This is a genomic window from Klebsiella sp. MPUS7 (assembly GCF_009905335.1).
In the GTDB taxonomy this organism is placed as follows: domain Bacteria; phylum Pseudomonadota; class Gammaproteobacteria; order Enterobacterales; family Enterobacteriaceae; genus Klebsiella; species Klebsiella grimontii.
This window is the reverse complement of the sequence record NZ_CP047604.1, coordinates 3,515,552-3,533,854: the sequence shown is the minus strand read 5'-3', so window position 1 is coordinate 3,533,854 and position 18,303 is coordinate 3,515,552. Positions and strand designations below refer to the sequence as shown.

17 protein-coding genes are annotated in these 18,303 nt (G+C 59.4%); 6 read left to right on the top strand and 11 right to left on the bottom strand.

Annotated features, from left to right (window positions below):
• Positions 1–8: 8 nt before the first annotated feature.
• Positions 9–605 (bottom strand): NAD(P)H:quinone oxidoreductase, encoded by a 597-nt coding sequence (wrbA, locus tag GUC22_RS16535; RefSeq protein WP_004131278.1) that lies wholly within the window; start codon positions 603–605, stop codon positions 9–11.
• Positions 606–979: 374 nt separating this feature from the next.
• On the opposite strand from wrbA, the gene GUC22_RS16530 reads away from it, so the two are divergent.
• Complete coding sequence (locus GUC22_RS16530) at positions 980–1,153, top strand: general stress protein (RefSeq protein WP_004131287.1); 174 nt, start codon at positions 980–982, stop codon at positions 1,151–1,153.
• Between the two features lie 231 nt (positions 1,154–1,384).
• Here GUC22_RS16530 and rutG read toward each other — a convergent pair whose 3' ends face one another.
• Genes rutG through rutA form a run of 7 tightly spaced genes read right to left on the bottom strand, consistent with a single transcriptional unit; the run spans position 1,385 to position 6,806 of the window.
• Positions 1,385–2,707 (bottom strand): pyrimidine utilization transport protein G, encoded by a 1,323-nt coding sequence (gene rutG / locus GUC22_RS16525; RefSeq protein WP_024359583.1) that lies wholly within the window; start codon positions 2,705–2,707, stop codon positions 1,385–1,387.
• A gap of 21 nt (positions 2,708–2,728) precedes the next feature.
• The gene (gene rutF / locus GUC22_RS16520) at positions 2,729–3,223 is read right to left on the bottom strand and encodes an NADH-dependent FMN reductase RutF (RefSeq protein WP_024359582.1); all 495 of its coding nucleotides are present in this window, start codon (positions 3,221–3,223) and stop codon (positions 2,729–2,731) included.
• A gap of 9 nt (positions 3,224–3,232) precedes the next feature.
• Complete coding sequence (locus tag GUC22_RS16515) at positions 3,233–3,823, bottom strand: malonic semialdehyde reductase (protein ID WP_024359581.1); 591 nt, start codon at positions 3,821–3,823, stop codon at positions 3,233–3,235.
• Complete coding sequence (gene rutD, locus GUC22_RS16510; RefSeq protein ID WP_024359580.1) at positions 3,820–4,623, bottom strand: pyrimidine utilization protein D; 804 nt, start codon at positions 4,621–4,623, stop codon at positions 3,820–3,822. Before rutD ends, GUC22_RS16515 begins: the two co-directional genes overlap by 4 nt.
• Entirely contained in the window at positions 4,620–5,012 is a 393-nt protein-coding gene (gene rutC / locus GUC22_RS16505; protein ID WP_004871301.1) for a pyrimidine utilization protein C, read from the bottom strand. Before rutC ends, rutD begins: the two co-directional genes overlap by 4 nt.
• Positions 5,005–5,715, bottom strand: a complete 711-nt coding sequence (gene rutB / locus GUC22_RS16500; protein WP_024359579.1) for a pyrimidine utilization protein B — start codon at positions 5,713–5,715, stop codon at positions 5,005–5,007. Before rutB ends, rutC begins: the two co-directional genes overlap by 8 nt.
• Complete coding sequence (gene rutA / locus GUC22_RS16495) at positions 5,715–6,806, bottom strand: pyrimidine utilization protein A (RefSeq protein ID WP_024359578.1); 1,092 nt, start codon at positions 6,804–6,806, stop codon at positions 5,715–5,717. Before rutA ends, rutB begins: the two co-directional genes overlap by 1 nt.
• Before the next feature lie 286 nt (positions 6,807–7,092).
• Here rutA and rutR point away from each other — a divergent pair, with 286 nt between their 5' ends.
• Positions 7,093–7,731, top strand: coding sequence for an HTH-type transcriptional regulator RutR (gene rutR, locus GUC22_RS16490; protein ID WP_004871292.1), 639 nt, complete (start codon positions 7,093–7,095; stop codon positions 7,729–7,731).
• Here rutR and GUC22_RS16485 read toward each other — a convergent pair.
• Positions 7,728–8,123, bottom strand: coding sequence for a lysozyme inhibitor LprI family protein (locus tag GUC22_RS16485; RefSeq protein WP_004849815.1), 396 nt, complete (start codon positions 8,121–8,123; stop codon positions 7,728–7,730). The two genes, rutR and GUC22_RS16485, sit on opposite strands and share 4 nt — an antisense overlap.
• Before the next feature lie 193 nt (positions 8,124–8,316).
• On the bottom strand, positions 8,317–12,279 hold the full coding sequence (gene putA, locus GUC22_RS16480) for a trifunctional transcriptional regulator/proline dehydrogenase/L-glutamate gamma-semialdehyde dehydrogenase (RefSeq protein ID WP_024359577.1): 3,963 nt from the start codon (positions 12,277–12,279) through the stop codon (positions 8,317–8,319).
• Between the two features lie 427 nt (positions 12,280–12,706).
• Here putA and putP point away from each other — a divergent pair, with 427 nt between their 5' ends.
• Together putP and GUC22_RS16470 are read left to right on the top strand one after the other, a co-directional pair.
• Positions 12,707–14,215 (top strand): sodium/proline symporter PutP, encoded by a 1,509-nt coding sequence (gene putP / locus GUC22_RS16475; protein WP_004871280.1) that lies wholly within the window; start codon positions 12,707–12,709, stop codon positions 14,213–14,215.
• Positions 14,216–14,327: 112 nt separating this feature from the next.
• A complete protein-coding gene (locus tag GUC22_RS16470) occupies positions 14,328–14,762 on the top strand; it encodes a DUF3574 domain-containing protein (RefSeq protein WP_024359576.1) in 435 nt (144 codons plus the stop codon).
• Positions 14,763–14,831: 69 nt separating this feature from the next.
• Here the strand turns inward: GUC22_RS16470 and GUC22_RS16465 are convergent, their stop codons facing one another.
• Positions 14,832–16,016 (bottom strand): NupC/NupG family nucleoside CNT transporter, encoded by a 1,185-nt coding sequence (locus GUC22_RS16465; RefSeq protein WP_024359575.1) that lies wholly within the window; start codon positions 16,014–16,016, stop codon positions 14,832–14,834.
• A 273-nt stretch (positions 16,017–16,289) separates the two neighbouring features.
• Between GUC22_RS16465 and efeU the strand changes: the two genes are divergently transcribed.
• Both efeU and efeO read left to right on the top strand, forming a co-directional pair.
• The gene (efeU, locus tag GUC22_RS16460; protein WP_004131307.1) at positions 16,290–17,120 is read left to right on the top strand and encodes an iron uptake transporter permease EfeU; all 831 of its coding nucleotides are present in this window, start codon (positions 16,290–16,292) and stop codon (positions 17,118–17,120) included.
• Positions 17,121–17,172: 52 nt separating this feature from the next.
• Complete coding sequence (gene efeO, locus GUC22_RS16455) at positions 17,173–18,300, top strand: iron uptake system protein EfeO (RefSeq protein WP_024359574.1); 1,128 nt, start codon at positions 17,173–17,175, stop codon at positions 18,298–18,300.
• Positions 18,301–18,303 lie beyond the last annotated feature (3 nt).

Below are 18,303 nucleotides of genomic sequence, written 5' to 3'. Positions count from 1 at the left end.
GCTGAAGATTAACCGTGTAGTTTTACTGCCAGGCCCGCAACGTGCTCTCCCTGATAGCGGGCAATCGCCAGCTCCTCTTCGCTCGGCTGACGCGAGCCGTCGCCGCCGGCAATGGTGGTGGCGCCGTAAGGCGTACCGCCGCGAACCTGCGAGACATCAAATAGCTCCTGGGCGCCGTAGCCGATCGGCACAATAATCATCCCGTGGTGGGCAAGGGTGGTCCAGGTTGAGGTAATGGTTTGTTCCTGGCCGCCGCCGGTGCCGGTCGAGCTAAACACGCTGGCCAGCTTGCCGTACAGCGCCCCGGATGCCCACAGACCGCCGGTCTGATCGAGGAAGGTGCGCATCTGTCCGGACATATTGCCGAAACGGGTAGGGGTACCAAAGATGATGGCGTCGTACTCCGCCAGCTCCTGCGGCGTGGCGACGGGCGCGTTTTGCGTTTTCCCGCCTGCTTTGGCAAAAACTTCTGCCTGCATGGTTTCCGGCACGCGTTTCACGACCACTTCAACGCCATCTACCTTGTTTGCCCCTTCGGCGACGGCATGCGCCATGGTCTCGATGTGTCCGTACATAGAATAATAAAGCACCAGAATCTTAGCCATTTGCATCACTCCTCGGTTGCGTTATGAGCCAGCCAGTCGACTGGCTATCTTTAAAGATAAGACCTGTGGCGAAGAGTGCAAATGCAACAATCATTTATTTGATTTATAACAAAATTGCAAAAAACGAGGACTGTTGCAAAAAGATACATCTTTAGTGGCGCCATTTTAGGCTGTCATAAGAGCCGCTTAGCGCGCGTCCGGCGTAATAGCGGCAGTTCTTATACAAAATCTATTTCAGGATGTGACGATATCCACCCGGCACGGCTTTCCTTCGCTAACCTTAAAAGCACGTGATACGCAACCCGTATCGCGGAGGCTAAAGCCTCGTGTTTCACCTAATGCAGCATGATGTCTAACCTAAATGGAGGTCAGTAATGGCAAACCATCGTGGCGGCGCCGGCAACTTTGCCGAAGACCGTGAAAGAGCATCAGAAGCAGGTCGTAAAGGTGGCCAGCACAGCGGGGGGAACTTTAAAAACGATCCTCAACGCGCATCCGAAGCGGGTAAGAAAGGGGGTAAAAACAGTCATGGTAGCCGCGAAAGCTAGCGTCCCCTGATTGTTTGCTGATGGGGGTTAATCTCCCGGGCCCGACCCCATCGCCCTCGCCGCCGACGTTACGTCGGCGGTTTTTTTTGTCTCTTTGCCGCTGCCGCTGAGCGGGAGGAACTCCCGGCTCGCGGCTACGGGTTTACCGTTGCCTGCGGACCGGCGGCCCGGACAAGGCGCGTTAAGCGCCGCCTCCGGGAAGCAACGCAGCTTCCGTAGCGGCGCACGCTTTCATACTGGGGTGACGTTAGTTTGCCCGGCTTCACGCGGATGGCGGTTAAGCAGAGCGTGCAGCAGAATTGCGCCGAAGGTGGCCGTACCGATCCCGCCGAGGGTGAAGCCGCCGAGAGAAAGCGCGAAATCGCCCGCCCCCAGCACCAGCGTCACCGCCACCATAATCAGATTCGCGTTCTGGCTCAAATCCACGCGGTTCTGCACCCAAATCCGCGCGCCCGCGACGGCAATCAGGCCGAACACCACAATCGATGCGCCGCCGATCACCGGTCCCGGAATGGTATGGATCAGCGCGCCGAATTTCGGTGAAAATCCAAGCAGCATCGCAATCAGCGCCGCCGCGACGAACACCAGCGTTGAGTACACTTTGGTGACCGCCATCACGCCGATATTCTCCGCGTAGGTGGTCACCCCGCTGCCGCCGACCGAGCCGGAGAGCATCGTGGCCAGCCCGTCGCCGACGAACGCCCGCCCCATGTACGGGTCCATATTGCGACCGGTCATCCCGGCCACCGCTTTCAGGTGACCGAGGTTTTCCGCCACCAGAATCACCGCCACGGGGGCGATCAGCATCATTGCCTGGCCGTTAAAGGTCGGGGCGGTTATCTGCGGCAAGCCAAACCACGCCGCCTGCGCAAGCAGGCTAAAATCCAGCGGTTTGCCCAGCCCGAGGCCGTTGGCCAGCAGCGCGTACAGCGCGCAGGCGATAATCAGCCCGACGAGGATCAGCAGGCGCTGCAGCATTCCGCGGGTAAACACCGCCACCAGACCGATGCACAGCACCGTCAGCACCGCCATCCAGCCGTCGAACGGCGTCGCTGATACGCTGCGCACCGCGATTGGCGCGAGGTTAAGGCCGATCGCCATGACCACCGCGCCGGTAACTACCGGCGGCATCAGCCGCTCGATCCAGCGGGTGCCGATTTTCATCACCACCAGGCCAATCAGGGTATAAACCAGCCCGCAGAGAATAATCCCGCCCAGCGCGACGCTGAGGTGCGGGTTAAGCCCCTGGCCGTTGAAGCCGGTGACGGCGATCACCACGCCGACGAAGGCGGCGCTGGAGCCCAGGTAGCTCGGCACGCGCCCGCCGGTAACCAAAAAGAACAGCAGGGTGCCGACGCCGGACATCAGGATCGACAGATTGGGATCCAGCCCCATCAGGATTGGCATCAGAACGGTCGCGCCAAACATCGCCACCGCGTGCTGAACGCCCATCACCACGGTTTGCCCGACCGACAGCCGTTCATCGGGGGCCACGACGTCGGAGGCGGCGGAGGGGGAGGTTAACTGCCAGCGAGGAAAATCGAAGAGAGCCATGATGAGATCCTGGGTTTAAGGTTAACAGGCTGGACGCATCAGCGTGTGGTAGCCGCGGTCGAACCACATCAGTCCGCGCGGTTCCGGATGGCGTACAATCGCCGCCACTTCGCAAAACAGAATATCGTGAGTCCCGACGCTGACGATCTGGCTGATACGGCAGTCGAAGCTGACCAGCGCCGCTTCCAGACGCGGGCAGCCGGTCGCGCCGGTTTGCCAGTCGGCGGCGGCGAAGCGCTCCGCCATCGGCGTTTTACCGCCGAAAACGTTCGAGAGTTCTTCCTGGCCGGCCGCCAGGGTGTTGACGCACAGCGCCTGGTGCTGGCTGAAGATCGGCCACACCGAGGCGGAGCGATTCAGGCAGACCAGCAGCGTGGGCGGCGCGTCGGTGACGCTGCAGACGGCGCTGGCGGTAAAGCCGGCGCGGCCTGCCGGACCATCGGTGGTGATAATGTTCACCGCCGCCCCGACGTGGGCCATGGCGTCGCGAAAGCTTTGTTTATCGGCAATAGACATACGGGCTCCTTATGCCAGCTGGCAGGCATCATCAAAAGGCAGACGCGGCAGGCGGCCGTACAGCTTGCCGGGATCGCCGTAGCCGATATTGATCAGCAGGTTGCTTTTCCAGCCGCCGTCGGCAAAAAACGCCGCATCGACCATTTCGCGGTCAAAGCCCGACATCGGGCCGGTGTCCAGGCCCAGCGCGCGGCAGGCGAAAATCAGGTATGCCGCCTGCAGTGAGCTATTGCGAAAAGCGGTCTCCTCCGCCATCTGCGGGCTGGAGGTAAACCAGCTGCGGGCGTCGCCGTGGGGGAACAGCTCCGGCAGCCGATCGTAAAATGCGCGGTCCCAGGCGACGATAGCGGTGGCCGGCGCCTGCATGGTTTTCTCGACATTGCCGCTCGACAGAGCCGGGCGCAGCTTCGTTTTGCCTTCCGCCGTGCGCACGAAGACGATGCGCGCCGGGGAGCAGTTGGCGGAGGTCGGCCCCATTTTCAGCAAGTCGTAGATTTCACGCAGCTGCTCGTCGCTGACCGGCTTATCCAGCCAGCCGTTGTGGGTTCGGGCCTCGGTAAACAGCGCGGCGCAGGCGGCCGGGCTAATGGCTTCGCTCATAGGTTCTCCTGGGGGACGGGCAGCATCGCGGCAAGCCCGTCGCATAAAATAGGGTTAAAGGCGGCGGTATCGGTGACGTTGCAGGCGTGGCCGCCCCAGGCCATTTCCGCCAGCTGGCTGCCGGGGATTGCCGCCTGCAGCACCCGGGAGCAGGAGGCCGGGACCAGCAGATCGTCAGCGGCGCTGATGATCAGCGTCGGACAGGTTATCGCTGCCGCCCGGCGTGAAAAGTCGGCCTGCTTGAGGGCGTTCAGCCTTTTCAATAGATTCTCTTTGCCCTGGAAATGACTGATGGCGAGCGCGTCTTCGGCCTCCAGCCGCGGCAGGCGCGAGGCCATCCACTCCGCCGGGTAGAGGAACAGCGGCTGCGCCTCCACCCATGCCTGCGCGCCGCCCGCGTGCAGCAGGCGTTCGCGCACCAGGAAGCAGCGGCGGGTATGCGGGGAGAGCGTCAGCCAGCCGTTTACCAGCACCAGGGCGCTTACCGCTGCGGGATAGTCCAGGGCCAGCTGTAGGCCAATCAGCGCGCCCAAGGCGTGGCCGACCAGCGCAAAACGCTCAATCCCCGCCGCCTGCAGCGCCGCGTAAAGCTCCTGCGCCATGGCGGCCATGCTGTAGCCTGTCGGCAGCGGGCCGCCGTTTTCGCCGGTGCCGTTATGGTCATAGCTCACCAGCTGATAGTGCGGTTCGAGCGCCGCCCGCTGCGGTAGCCAGTAGCCGCCCGCGCCGCCGAGCCCGGCGCTCAGAACCACCGCCGGCGCGCCCGGATAAGGCGCCGGGGAGATGTTCAGCTTCATCATGCCGGTTTCCCGATATGCGCGACGGTGGCGATCTCCACCAGCGCATCGGGCTTCACCAGCCCGCACTGTATGCAGAAACGCGCCGGTTTGTCGCCGGGGAAGAACTCCGCGTAGACCTCATTAATCGCGGCGTAGTTTTTCCAGTCGGTGATAAAAATGCTGTTGAAGGTCACATCCTCCATACTGCCCCCCGCCGTCTCGATAACGCTCTTGATGGTTTCCAGCACGTGGCGGGTTTGCGCCTTTGGGTCGCCGATATACACCACGTTGTTTTGCTTATCGAACGGCAGGGTGCCGGAGACGTAAACCACGCCGTCGGCCAGCGTACCGGGGACAAACGGCGCGATAGGCGTGGTGGTGCCTGGCGGAATAATCACCTGTTTAGGCATAACGTTTCTCCTCGGTAAAGGCGTGCGGCGCGACGGGCTCAAGGGCGGTACAGAAGCTGGCGACATCGCTGACCCAGCCAAAGAAGGTTTCAATATTGAACAGCGCCGCCTGCTGGGCAAACGCTGGACCGGCCTGATGGGTGGCGTCCTCCAGTACGATGCCGAAATATTCGAGGAAGAAGCCGTCGCGCAGGGTTGATTCCACGCAGACGTTGGTGGCGATACCGGTAAACACCAGATGGCGGATGCCGCGGCTGCGCAGGATGCTGTCGAGCGCGGTGTTAAAGAAGCCGCTGTAACGCGGTTTTGGCAACACGATATCGCCGGGCAGCGGTTTCAGCTGATCGACCAGCTGGTAGTCCCAGCCGCCTTTCGCCAGCAGCTTGCCCTGCAGCTCCGGGTTCTTACGCATGGTTTTCAGCGCGTTGGATTTATGAAAATTCGGCGAGCCGGGGCCGCCTGCTTCTACGTACTGGTCGTCCCAGCCGTTCTGGAACCAGATAATCAGCATCCCGGCGGCGCGCGCGGCGGCCACGGCGAGGTTGATATTGTCGATAACCGGTCGGGTGGCGGAAACGTCAAATCCGGCGAGGTCGAGATAGCCGCCCTGGCTGGCGTAGGCGTTCTGCATATCGACGACGATCAGCGCGCTCTGCTGCGGCGCGAAGGTCAGGGATTCCGGGCGAGCGGGTAGGGTAATCATCAGGCAACCTCTTGAGTCATGGTGGCGATATGGTCGCGGCAGCGCATCAGCGGCTGAATACGCTGACCAAAGGCTTCGATTCCGATCAGGAAATCATCAAACGTCAGCAGCACGCCGTCGGTGCCGGGAACCGCCGCCACTTCGTCGAGCATGCGGGCGACGCTGGCGTAAGAGCCGACAAGGGTACCCATATTGATGTTGACAGCCGAGGTGGGGTCGGCCATCTGGCGCACGTTGGTATCGCTGCCGGAGCGGGTGTCTTTCTGGCTCTGTTCGGTAAGCCACGCCAGCGCCTCGTCATCGGCGCCGGCTTTGTAATGTTCCCATTTGGCGCGGGCCGCCTCGTCGGTCTCGTCGGCGATCACCATAAACAGGACGTAGGAGCCGACGTCGCGGCCGGTTTTTTCCGCCGCCTGCATCATGCGCGCGGCGGTGGGGGCGAAGGCGGCAGGGGTATTGACCCCTTTGCCGAAGCAGAAGTTGTAGTCCGCGTGCTGGGCGGAGAACGCTATACCGGCGTCGCTTTGCCCGGCGCAGATCACTTTCATCGGCTGCGACGGCTGCGGGCTGACGCGACAGTCGTTCATGGTGAAGTAGTCGCCTTTAAAGTCGCTGCGTCCGGTTCCCCACAGGTCGCGCAGCACCTGGACATATTCGGTGAGATAGTCGTAGCGGCTGGCGAAGTAGTCGTCGCCCGGCCACATGCCCATCTGCTCGTATTCCGGTTTTTGCCAACCGGTCACCAGATTGACGCCAAAGCGGCCGCCGGAAATGGAGTCGATGGTCGAGGCCATGCGGGCGACGATCGCCGGGGGCAGCGTCAGCGTAGCGGCGGTGGCGTAGATCTGAATGCGCGAAGTGACGGCCGCCAGTCCGGCCATCAGGGTGAAGGACTCCAGATTATGATCCCAGAATTCGGTCTTGCCGCCGAAGCCGCGCAGTTTAATCATCGACAGCGCGAAATCGAAGCCGTAGTGTTCGGCTTTTTGCACGATGGCCTTATTCAGCTCAAACGTTGGCATGTACTGGGGAGCATGGGTGGAAATCAGCCAGCCGTTATTACCAATCGGAACGAAGACACCAATTTTCATACCTACCTCTCTGCATGTCGTTGAACAAGAAGGCGCGCGGCGCTGCATCCTGCATCTCCCTCAATCACCTCGCCTGAAAGATAAAGCAAAGGCGATGCCAGTTTTACAAAGGTTAATGTTATTAGGGTGTTACTGGATGGTTGCCGAAAATAGCAGCAATAAAAGTGGACTGAATGGTCAAAATCGGTGCACGAAAAAACCGCAGTCGTGCGCAATCAGGGTGCAGAGAGTCGTGTCGGCGCTGGGCTTTTGCTATGCTGATGGCGTGAAAAGAAGGAGATGATGAATGGCACAGGGCAGCGTGAAAAAGATCGGCAAACGTTCACTGGCGGTGAGCGCGAAAAAAGAGGCGATCCTGGCCGCCGCGCTGGACGCGTTCTCGCAGTTTGGTATCCACGGTACGCGGCTTGAGCAGGTCGCCGAGCTGGCCGGGGTATCAAAAACGAACCTGCTCTACTACTACCCGTCGAAAGAGGCGCTGTATATTGCCGTGCTGCAGCAGATTCTGGCTATCTGGCTGGCGCCGCTGAAGGCCTTTCGCGAAGATATCAGCCCGCTGGTGGCTATCGGCGAATATATTCGCCTCAAGCTGGAGGTGTCCCGCGATCACCCGCAGGCGTCAAGGCTGTTCTGCCTGGAGATGCTGCAGGGCGCGCCGCTGCTGATGGGTGAACTGACCGGCGATCTGAAAGCGCTGGTGGATGAAAAGTCGGCGATTATTTCCGGCTGGGTCGAGAGCGGCAGGCTGGCGCCGGTTGACCCGCAGCACCTGATCTTTATGATCTGGGCGACCACACAGCATTACGCCGATTTCGCCACTCAGGTTGAGGCGGTAACCGGCGCGACGCTGCGCGATGAGGCGTTTTTTCAGCAAACCGTTGATAACGTCCAGCGGATGATTATTGAAGGGATCCGCGTGCGTTAATTGGCGGGCGGCAGCGGGCAGCTCTGATCGCCATCCTCGCACTGCAGCAGCGAGGCGAGGAACGACTCGCGCTCGACGGTTTTATCGGACATGCACTGGTTGATCAGCATCGGCTGTACGCTGCCGCCCTCAGCGCCGGAGGCGAGGAACTGACAGTCGGCGTCGCGCAGGGCAATCCACGACAGCTGCGCTTTTTTCAGCAATTCCTGCTGCTTGCCGGAGGCGCGCTTCAGCGCTTCCTGATACGTTTCATTTAATTTTTTGTCGTCAGCCTGGTACTGCTCGGCGGTGCACTGGTTCATTTCCGTTTGATTGCTGGCGTTGCTGCATTCGTCCGCCAGCGCATGGGTGCTTGCCAGCAGCGCGGCAAAAGCGAGTAAAGTGCGTTTCATTGGTCAACTCCCATAAAAAAAGCTCCCGTCCGGGAGCCTTAATTAACCACAGCCTGCGCCTGGTGTCATTAGCTGACGTTGTGCCGTCCGTTTTCCCGGGGGCGGCGCAGAGCGCCTTGCCCGGGCTACGGGTACGTGCGGCCTGCGTTGGGGTAGCCCGGGTAAGGCGTTAGCCGCGACCCGGGGAGCGGTCTTAGCCAATCGTCATCAGGCTGGCGTTGCCGCCGGCCGCGGCGGTATTGACGCTGAGCGAACGTTCAATATAGAGGCGCTCCAGCAGCAGATTGCTCTCGCCGCGGGCGAAGCCCTGCACCGAAACGATCGCGCCATCGCGCGCCGCCACCTGTTCGCACAGCTCCCGCAGCTGATCGGAATCGCCGTGGTAGATAACCGCATCGAAAGGCTCGGTCGTCAGGGTTTCCGCTTTGGCGAAGTGGATCCGCTCGCTGACCTCGCGCGGCAGCTTTTTCGCCAGCTCGCGCTGCAGAGGGGCGTCCGGCCACAGCACTTCGCAGCCAACGGCGGTCACGCCCGCCAGCTGGGTGAGCGCGTCCTGCTCGTTATCGGCCACGCACAGCACCCGGTCGCGCGGCATAAAGGTCAGGGTGTTGCGCTCGCCGGTTGGCCCGGGCAGCAGACGCTGGGTTCCGGCCTGTGCCTGCTCGCTGAACTGCTGGCACAGGGCCTGCAGTTCCGGGCGATCCGCCGCCCACTGCTGTAAAGCGACCAGCGGTTTTTCCAGTAGCGTCTTCAGCTGCGCGTCCAGCGGGTACTCCGCGTCCTGACGGGCGAGGGTGATCCCGACGGCGTTCTGCGGGCGGCTGGAAAGCAGTCGGTACAGATACAACGGGCCGCCGGCTTTTGGACCGGTACCCGACAGGCCCTCGCCGCCGAACGGCTGCACGCCGACCACGGCGCCGACCATATTGCGGTTGACGTACAGGTTGCCGACGTTGGCGCTGCCGGTAACCTGAGCGATGGTTTCGTCAATACGGGTATGTACGCCGAGGGTCAGGCCGTAGCCAGAGGCGTTGATCTGTTCGACCAGCCCCTCCAGCTCGTTGCGGTTATAGCGCACCACGTGCAGCACCGGGCCGAAGACCTCTTTTTTCAGCTCGTCGAAGCTGTCGAGCTCAATGAGCGTCGGCGGAACGAAAGTACCGCTGGCCCACTCGCGGGAATCTTCGCCGTTTTCGCGCACCGCCTGGAAGACTTTGCGCCCTTTGGCGCGCAGCGTCTGGATGTGGCGCTCGATATTCTCTTTGGCTTCGGCGTCAATCACCGGCCCGATATCGGTGGTCAGACGCCCAGGGTTGCCCATCCGGCACTCGGCCATCGCGCCGCGCAACATGGTCAGCGTATGGTCGGCGATATCATCCTGCAGGCAGAGTACGCGCAGGGCGGAGCAACGCTGTCCGGCGCTGTCGAACGCCGAGGCGAGAACGTCGATCACCACCTGTTCGGTTAATGCTGAAGAGTCAACGATCATCGCGTTCATGCCGCCAGTTTCGGCGATCAGCGGCGTCGGGCGGCCCTGAGCGTCCAGGCGGCTGGCGATATTGCGCTGCAATAGGGTGGCGACTTCGGTTGAGCCGGTGAACATCACGCCGCGTACGCGCTCGTCGGAAGTCAGCGCGGCGCCGACGGTTTCCCCGCGGCCCGGCAGCAGTTGAATAACGCCCGGCGGCACGCCCGCTTCCAGCAGGATCGCCACGCCCTGAGCGGCGATCAGCGGCGTCTGCTCGGCCGGTTTTGCCAGCACGGTATTGCCTGCCGCCAGCGCGGCGGCAATTTGTCCGCTAAAGATCGCCAGCGGGAAGTTCCACGGGCTGATACAGACGACCGGGCCCAGCGGGCGATGGGTTTCGTTGTCAAAATCGTTGCGCACCTGGCCGGCATAATAGTGGAGGAAATCCACCGCTTCGCGCACTTCGGCAATCGCGTTGCTGAAGGTTTTCCCCGCTTCGCGTACCAGGATGCCCATCAGGGTCGGCATCTGGCCTTCCATCAGCACCGCGGCGCGTTCGAGGATCGCCGCGCGCTCCTGCGGCGGGGTGGCGAACCAGATTGGCGCGTTGTTAACCGCGCTGGTCAGCGCCTGCTGAACTTCGTCATCGCTGGCTTCGCGCACGTAGCCGACGATATCTTTTGGCTCCGCCGGGTTGATGACTGGCTGCATTTCGCCTTCGGCCACCGGGTGCTCCAGCATCGGCAGCGCCTGCCATTTGTGCAGCGCGCTGTTTAATAACGAGGAGGAGAGGGAGGCCAGACGATGCTCATTGGCCAGATCCAGGCCAGCTGAGTTACTGCGCCCCTTGCCGTAGAGATCGCGCGGCAGCGGGATTTTCGGGTGTGGCAGGCCCACCTGACCTTCCTGCTGGGCCAGTTTTTCCACCGCGGCGACCGGGTCGGCAACCAGCTCATCCAGCGGCAGGGTGCTGTCGGCGATCCGGTTAACAAACGAGGTGTTGGCGCCGTTTTCCAGCAGACGGCGCACCAGATACGCCAGCAGCGTTTCGTGGGTGCCAACCGGCGCGTAAATACGACACGGGCGGTTGAGTTTGCCATCGGCGATCTTACCGGTGACCTGCTCGTACAGCGGCTCGCCCATGCCGTGCAAGCACTGGAATTCGTACTGTCCAGGGTAGTAGTTCTGCCCGGCCAGCTGATAAATTGCCGCCAGGGTATGGGCGTTATGGGTTGCGAACTGCGGGTAGATCAGGTTCGGCACCGCCAGCAGCTTTTTCGCGCAGGCCAGATAGGAGACGTCGGTGTAGACCTTGCGGGTATAGACCGGATAGCCTTCGAGGCCGTCCATCTGCGCGCGTTTGATTTCGCTGTCCCAGTAGGCGCCTTTTACCAGACGAATCATCAGGCGACGGCGGCTGCGGGTGGCGAGGTCGATCAGGTAGTCAATCACGAACGGGCAGCGTTTCTGGTAGGCCTGAATGACAAAGCCAATCCCGTTCCAGCCCGCCAGCTCCGGCTCAAAGCAGAGTTTTTCCAGCAGATCGAGAGAGATCTCCAGCCGATCGGCCTCTTCGGCGTCAATGTTGATGCCGATATCGTACTGGCGCGCCAGCAGGGTCAGCGACTTGAGGCGCGGGTAAAGCTCTTCCATCGCGCGGTCGTACTGGGCGCGGCTGTAGCGCGGGTGCAGCGCGGAGAGCTTAATCGAAATGCCCGGTCCTTCATAAATACCCCGTCCGTTGGAGGCTTTGCCGATGGCGTGGATCGCCTGCTGGTAGGAGACCATATAGGCCTGGGCATCGTCGGCGGTCAGCGCCGCTTCGCCGAGCATATCGTAGGAGTAGCGGAAGCCTTTGTCTTCCAGCTTGCGGGCGTTGGCCAGCGCTTCGGCGATGGTTTCGCCGGTGACGAACTGCTCGCCCATCAGGCGCATCGCCATATCGACGCCTTTACGAATCAGCGGCTCGCCGCTCTTGCCGATAATGCGGTTCAGCGAACGCGACAGGCTGGTTTCGTTATGGGTCGAGACCAGCTTGCCGGTAAACAGCAGCCCCCAGGTGGCGGCGTTGACGAACAGCGACGGGCTGCGGCCGATATGCGACTGCCAGTTGCCGTTGCTGATTTTGTCGCGGATCAGGGCGTCGCGGGTGGCTTTGTCCGGAATGCGCAGCAGCGCTTCCGCCAGGCACATCAGCGCCACGCCCTCCTGTGAGGAGAGCGAGAACTCCTGCAGCAGGCTTTGCACCATTCCGGCGCGGCCGCTGGCGGTTTTCTGATTGCGCAGCTTTTCCGCCAGCTGATACGCGAGCTTGTGCGCCTGTTCGCCGAGAGTCTGCGGCAGGCGAGCCTGCTCCAGCAGCATCGGTACGGCGTCGGTTTCGGCCCAGCGCCAGGCGGCGGTGATTGACGCGCGGGAAACGGACTGCGGCAGGATCTGCTCGGCGAAATCGAGGAAGGGCTGATAAGGTTCGTCAGCCGGGTTACCGGCCTCATCGCTTTCGTTGGCCGCGCCGGACAGCAGCGCCGGCAGCTCCGGCAGCGTCTCGTCGTTTTCCAGCTTTTCCAGATAGTTGAAAATGGCCTGTTTAATCAGCCAGTGCGGCGTGCGGTCAATACGGCTCGCCGCGGATTTAATACGTTCACGCGTCGCGTCGTCAAGTTTTACACCCATGGTGGTGGTGCCCATGTCAGGAACTCCTGTAATAGAACGTCTTCGTGCCAAGATGAGGTTGCGTAGAAATATCTACCATGTTGCAACTTTGTGCAACCTTGTTAATTGAGAATTGTGTGGCAGGTAGTAAAACGCCGGGATTGTTAAAAATAATGACGAAAATAGCAGATATTTATCCCCTGTCTAATAAGGTATTTCTATGCGTCACTTAACACTTTTGCGTGGTGCAACCGCTAAAAACGTGAGAGAGTGCAACCTATAACAAAATGAAGTTTGGTCCCGGAAGCATTTCGTGTAAATGCTGTGTTAAATCGTTTGTGAAAAAACAAAGCTTCCGTCAGGATACGGTCGCCCAATACAACCAATAGGCCATTGCCCCGTTCCGGTAGTGGATAAAACGACAAATTTGGACGCTGTCGACAAAAATTCTGGAGATTTTTACATGGCTATTAGCACACCCATGTTGGTGACTTTTATTGTTTATATTTTTGGCATGGTACTCATCGGTTTTATTGCCTGGCGTTCGACGAAGAACTTTGATGATTATATTCTCGGCGGCCGCAGCCTTGGCCCATTCGTCACGGCGCTCTCCGCCGGGGCCTCCGATATGAGCGGCTGGCTGCTGATGGGGCTGCCAGGGGCGATATTTATTTCCGGTATTTCCGAAAGCTGGATTGCCATTGGCCTGACGTTAGGTGCATGGATTAACTGGAAGCTGGTGGCGGGGCGTTTGCGGGTGCATACCGAAGTCAATAATAACGCCCTGACGCTGCCGGATTATTTTACCGGCCGCTTTGAAGATCAAAGCCGCGTGCTGCGAATTATCTCGGCGCTGGTGATTTTGTTATTTTTCACCATCTATTGCGCTTCCGGGATTGTGGCCGGCGCACGTCTGTTTGAAAGCACCTTTGGCATGAGTTATGAAACCGCGCTGTGGGCCGGCGCGGCGGCAACCATTATTTATACCTTCGTCGGCGGCTTCCTCGCGGTGAGCTGGACCGATACCGTCCAGGCCAGCCTGATGATATTCGCCCTGATCCTGACGCCGGTGATGGTGGTCATTTCCGTCGGCGGTTTTGGCGATTCTCTGGAAGTGATTAAGCAAAAGAGTATTGAGAACGTCGATATGCTCAAGGGCCTGAACTTTGTTGCGATTATTTCGCTGATGGGCTGGGGGCTGGGTTATTTTGGTCAGCCGCATATTCTGGCGCGCTTTATGGCGGCGGACTCGCACCACAGCATCGTTCACGCTCGTCGTATCAGCATGACCTGGATGATCCTCTGCCTGGCGGGCGCCGTTGCCGTCGGTTTCTTTGGTATTGCCTACTTCAATAACAACCCGGGCGTTGCCGGGGCGGTCAACCAGAACGCCGAACGCGTATTTATCGAGCTGGCGCAGATTCTGTTCAATCCGTGGATTGCCGGGATCCTGCTGTCGGCGATTCTGGCGGCGGTGATGTCGACCCTGAGCTGCCAGCTGCTGGTGTGCTCCAGCGCGATTACCGAAGATCTGTATAAAGCGTTTCTGCGTAAAAATGCCGGTCAGAAAGAGCTGGTATGGGTAGGACGCTTTATGGTGCTGGTTGTGGCGCTGGTGTCTATCGCCCTGGCAGCCAACCCGGAGAACCGCGTGCTGGGTCTGGTGAGCTACGCATGGGCAGGCTTTGGCGCGGCGTTTGGCCCGGTGGTGCTGTTCTCGGTGATGTGGTCACGAATGACCCGGAACGGCGCGCTGGCCGGGATGATCATCGGCGCGGTCACGGTCATCGTCTGGAAGCAGTTCGGCTGGCTGGGCCTGTATGAAATCATCCCAGGCTTTATCTTTGGTAGCCTGGGGATTGTGGTCTTCAGCCTGCTGGGTAAAGCGCCTTCCTCCGAGATGCAGCGACGCTTCGCCGAAGCGGACGCCCATTATCACTCCGCGCCGCCGGTACGCGCGACCGCCGAGTAAGCCTCTGCAGCCTCATCAAGCCCGCGCTCTGCGGGCTTTGTTATTTATGCCTCTTGCTAATCGTTTGAAAATACGCTGATATCTCAGCACAAATAACAATGAGGGTAGCGAAATGAGTTTCAGACAGGGTGCAGTGGCGCTGGTGCTGGCAGGATTATTGAGCGGCTGCGTAGCGCCTGCCGCGAAGACCACCCCGGCGGTTGATGCTAGCGCCTGCCCGGCGGATAACGCGATGGTGCAAACCACGCTCTATTTCGGCTTAAGCCGTCCGGCCGGGAAGGATATCACCGCTCAGGAGTGGCAGCAGTTCGTTGACCGCGACGTGACGCCGCGCTTTCGCGATGGCCTGACGGTCTTTGACGCGCGCGGGCAGTGGCTGGGCAATGACGGTACCGTGGCGCGCGAGCAGAGCAAAGCGCTGATGCTGATTCACGGTAAAGATGCGAAGAGCGAAGAGGGGATTGAGGCGCTGCGCACTACCTATAAATCACGCTTTGCGCAGGAGTCGGTGATGCGCGTTGACCAGCCGGTGTGCGTACATTTTTAACTTGAATCCGATGACATTCCCGGGTTGCGGCTAACGCCTTACCCGGGATAACAGGCCAACGCGCTGTATTTACAGCACCAGCCCCGCGAAGCTGGCGGAGAGCAGGCTGACCAGCGTTGCGCCATACACCAGGCGCAGGCCGAAGCGGGAAACGATATTCCCCTGCTGCTCGTTCAGGCCTTTAATCGCCCCGGCGATAATGCCGATAGAGGCAAAGTTGGCGAAGGAAACCAGAAACACGGATAAAATTCCCAGCCCGCGCGGCGTCATGCTGGCGGCTATTTTTTGCAGCTCAATCATGGCGACAAATTCATTGGCCACCAGTTTCGTCGCCATAATACTCCCGGCGTTCAGCGCATCGCTAAGCGGAATGCCAATTAGCCACGCCAGCGGATAAAAGACGTAGCCGAGGATCTGCTGGAAGCTCAGGCCAAATATCGTGGCGAAGAGGGCATTAATCGCGCTAATTAAGGCGATAAAACCGATCAGCATCGCCAGAATAATCATCGCGACTTTAAAACCGGCCAGAATATATTCACCGAGCATTTCAAAGAAACTCTGGGACTCATGCAGCTTTTCAAGCTTGATCTCCTCCTCGCTGCCCGGACGCGTCGGGTTAATGATCGACAGCACAATAAAGGTGCTGAACATATTCAGGATCAGCGCGGCGACGACGTATTTCGCGTCGAGCATGCTCATATAAGCGCCGACGATGGAGAGCGAAACCGTCGACATCGCGGTGGCCGACATGGTGAACAGGCGGCGTGAAGAGAGGTCGCCGAGCACGCCTTTATAGGCAATAAAGTTCTCTGATTGTCCGAGGATCAGCGAACTGACCGCGTTGAAGGACTCCAGCTTGCCCATACCGTTAACCTTTGACAGCAGGGTGCCAATCAGGCGAATGAAAATCGGCAGAATACGCCAGTGCTGAAGAATACCGATGAGCGCGGAGATAAAGACGATGGGGCACAGCACGCCAAGGAAAATAAACGCCAGCCCTTTTTCACTCATGCCGCCAAATACAAAATTGGTGCCTTCGGCGGCAAAACCGAGCAGGGATTCAAAAAAGGAAGCAATATTTTTCACTAGCCACAGGCCGCTTTCGGCGTGGAGAAAAAAGAAAGCCAGGGCAACTTCAATAACAATTAGCTGGATAATATAGCGAATGCGGATTTTTTTACGGTCATAGCTGGCGAGCCAGGCAAGGGCGAGGATAACCACCAGCGCCAGCAGGAAGTGCAAGAATTGAGTCATGTCGTTTATTTCGCAGGTCAATAAGGCCGCCATTTAGCCACAGCTGCGCAGCCGGGTAAATATCCACCGCAAAAAATCCCCTTCTCCTGCCCCGTGGGGCCAGGGCTGCGAGATAATCGCGCAAGTCATTATTTGTTCGCGATTAATTTACAAATCGTCATCATTCACTCCACATTTCACTTGTGTTTCTGATTATTGTAATGATAATCACTATCAGAAATATTTACCTATCTTTGCATCAGTTGACTGCGGTTCACATTTAAGGGTGTTGGCATGTTTGTCCCATTTCTCATCATGTTACGTGAAGGCCTGGAAGCTGCGCTGATTGTCAGCCTGATTGCCAGCTATCTGAAACGCACCCAGCGCGGCAGCTGGATTGGCGTAATGTGGATTGGGGTGCTGCTTGCGGCGGCGCTGTGCCTGGGGCTGGGCATCTTCATCAACGAAACCACCGGCGAGTTTCCGCAGCGCGAGCAGGAGCTGTTTGAGGGCATCGTGGCAGTGGTGGCAGTGTGCATTCTGACGTGGATGGTGTTCTGGATGCGTAAAGTGTCGCGCAACGTCAAACAGCAGCTTGAGCAGGCGGTCGATAATGCCCTCCAGCGCGGGAACAATCACGGCTGGGCGCTGGTGATGATGGTCTTTTTCGCCGTCGCGCGTGAAGGCCTGGAATCGGTCTTTTTCCTGCTCGCCGCCTTCCAGCAGGATGTCGGGATCTGGCCGCCCATTGGGGCGATGCTCGGCCTGGCGACGGCCATCGTTTTAGGATTCCTGATCTACTGGGGCGGTATCCGCATGAATCTCGGCGTCTTCTTCAAATGGACCAGCCTGTTTATTTTACTGGTGGCCGCAGGCCTCGCCGCAGGAGCTATCCGCGCCTTCCATGAGGCCGGATTGTGGAACCATTTTCAGGAGGTCGCCTTCGACCTGAGCAACGTCATTTCGACGCACACGCTATTCGGCACGCTGCTGGAGGGGATCTTTGGCTATCAGGAAACGCCGACCGTCAGCGAAGTGGCGGTCTACTTTATCTATTTGATCCCGGCGCTGGCGCTGTACGTCTCGCCGCCGGGAAAAAAAACCACCGCATCCCGGGCAGCGTAGTCGGGCATCGCGGATTGCAATAGTGACAACATACTTATCGAAAGGGATGGTCATGATGAATCATTTTCGTCGTAATGCGCTGCAGCTTACGCTCGCTGCGCTGTTCAGCTCGGCTTTTTACGCCCAGGCGGCCGATATTCCGCAGGTCAAAGTGACCGTCACCGACAAACAGTGCGAGCCGATGAACGTCACCGTGAAGGCGGGTAAAACCCAGTTCATCATTCAGAACCACAGCCAGAAAGCGCTGGAGTGGGAGATTCTGAAAGGGGTGATGGTGGTGGAAGAGCGGGAGAATATCGCTCCCGGCTTTACGCAAAAGCTGACGGCCAACCTGCAGCCGGGCGAATATGATATGACCTGCGGTCTGCTGACCAACCCGAAAGGCAAACTGACGGTGACCGGCGAGGCGACCAAAGATGCCGCCAAAGCCGATGCGCTGCTCAGCCTGGGTGAAGCCATTACCGCCTATAAAGCCTACGTTACCGCCGAGACCGCGGAGCTGGTTAGCGGCACCAAAGCCTTTACCGATGCGGTGAAAGCGGGCGATATCGAGAAGGCGAAAGCGCTGTACGCGCCGACGCGCCAGCACTACGAACGTATTGAACCGATTGCCGAGCTGTTCTCCGACCTCGATGGCAGCATTGACGCCCGCGAGGATGACTACGAGAAAAAAGCCGAAGATCCGAAATTCACCGGTTTCCACCGGCTGGAAAAAGCGCTGTTTGGCGATAACAGCGTCAAGGGAATGGATAACTATGCCGATCAATTGAACGCCGACGTTCTCGAGCTGCAAAAACGCATTAGCGAACTGGCGTTCCCGCCGTCAAAAGTGGTCGGCGGCGCTGCCGGGCTGATTGAAGAAGTGGCCGCCAGCAAAATCAGCGGCGAAGAAGATCGCTACAGCCATACCGACCTGTGGGATTTCCAGGCCAACATTGACGGCGCGCAGAAAATCGTCGACCTGCTGCGTCCGCAGCTGCAGAAAGAGAACAGCGCGCTGCTGGCGAAGGTGGACGCCAACTTCAAAAAAGTGGATACCATTCTCAGCAAATACCGCACCAAAGACGGCTTCGAGACCTATGACAAGCTGACGGATGCCGATCGCAACGCGCTGAAAGGCCCGATCACCACGCTGGCGGAAGATTTGGCCCAGCTGCGCGGGATCCTGGGTCTGGACTAAGTC

What these genes read in the sequence shown, in the direction of transcription:
- wrbA (WP_004131278.1), bottom strand. Translation starts at nt 605, where the DNA reads ATGGCTAAGATTCTGGTGCTTTATTATTCTATGTACGGACACATCGAG.
- GUC22_RS16530 (WP_004131287.1), top strand. Translation starts at nt 980, where the DNA reads ATGGCAAACCATCGTGGCGGCGCCGGCAACTTTGCCGAAGACCGTGAA.
- rutG (WP_024359583.1), bottom strand. Translation starts at nt 2,707, where the DNA reads ATGGCTCTCTTCGATTTTCCTCGCTGGCAGTTAACCTCCCCCTCCGCC.
- rutF (WP_024359582.1), bottom strand. Translation starts at nt 3,223, where the DNA reads ATGTCTATTGCCGATAAACAAAGCTTTCGCGACGCCATGGCCCACGTC.
- GUC22_RS16515 (WP_024359581.1), bottom strand. Translation starts at nt 3,823, where the DNA reads ATGAGCGAAGCCATTAGCCCGGCCGCCTGCGCCGCGCTGTTTACCGAG.
- rutD (WP_024359580.1), bottom strand. Translation starts at nt 4,623, where the DNA reads ATGATGAAGCTGAACATCTCCCCGGCGCCTTATCCGGGCGCGCCGGCG.
- rutC (WP_004871301.1), bottom strand. Translation starts at nt 5,012, where the DNA reads ATGCCTAAACAGGTGATTATTCCGCCAGGCACCACCACGCCTATCGCG.
- rutB (WP_024359579.1), bottom strand. Translation starts at nt 5,715, where the DNA reads ATGATTACCCTACCCGCTCGCCCGGAATCCCTGACCTTCGCGCCGCAG.
- rutA (WP_024359578.1), bottom strand. Translation starts at nt 6,806, where the DNA reads ATGAAAATTGGTGTCTTCGTTCCGATTGGTAATAACGGCTGGCTGATT.
- rutR (WP_004871292.1), top strand. Translation starts at nt 7,093, where the DNA reads ATGGCACAGGGCAGCGTGAAAAAGATCGGCAAACGTTCACTGGCGGTG.
- GUC22_RS16485 (WP_004849815.1), bottom strand. Translation starts at nt 8,123, where the DNA reads ATGAAACGCACTTTACTCGCTTTTGCCGCGCTGCTGGCAAGCACCCAT.
- putA (WP_024359577.1), bottom strand. Translation starts at nt 12,279, where the DNA reads ATGGGCACCACCACCATGGGTGTAAAACTTGACGACGCGACGCGTGAA.
- putP (WP_004871280.1), top strand. Translation starts at nt 12,707, where the DNA reads ATGGCTATTAGCACACCCATGTTGGTGACTTTTATTGTTTATATTTTT.
- GUC22_RS16470 (WP_024359576.1), top strand. Translation starts at nt 14,328, where the DNA reads ATGAGTTTCAGACAGGGTGCAGTGGCGCTGGTGCTGGCAGGATTATTG.
- GUC22_RS16465 (WP_024359575.1), bottom strand. Translation starts at nt 16,016, where the DNA reads ATGACTCAATTCTTGCACTTCCTGCTGGCGCTGGTGGTTATCCTCGCC.
- efeU (WP_004131307.1), top strand. Translation starts at nt 16,290, where the DNA reads ATGTTTGTCCCATTTCTCATCATGTTACGTGAAGGCCTGGAAGCTGCG.
- efeO (WP_024359574.1), top strand. Translation starts at nt 17,173, where the DNA reads ATGATGAATCATTTTCGTCGTAATGCGCTGCAGCTTACGCTCGCTGCG.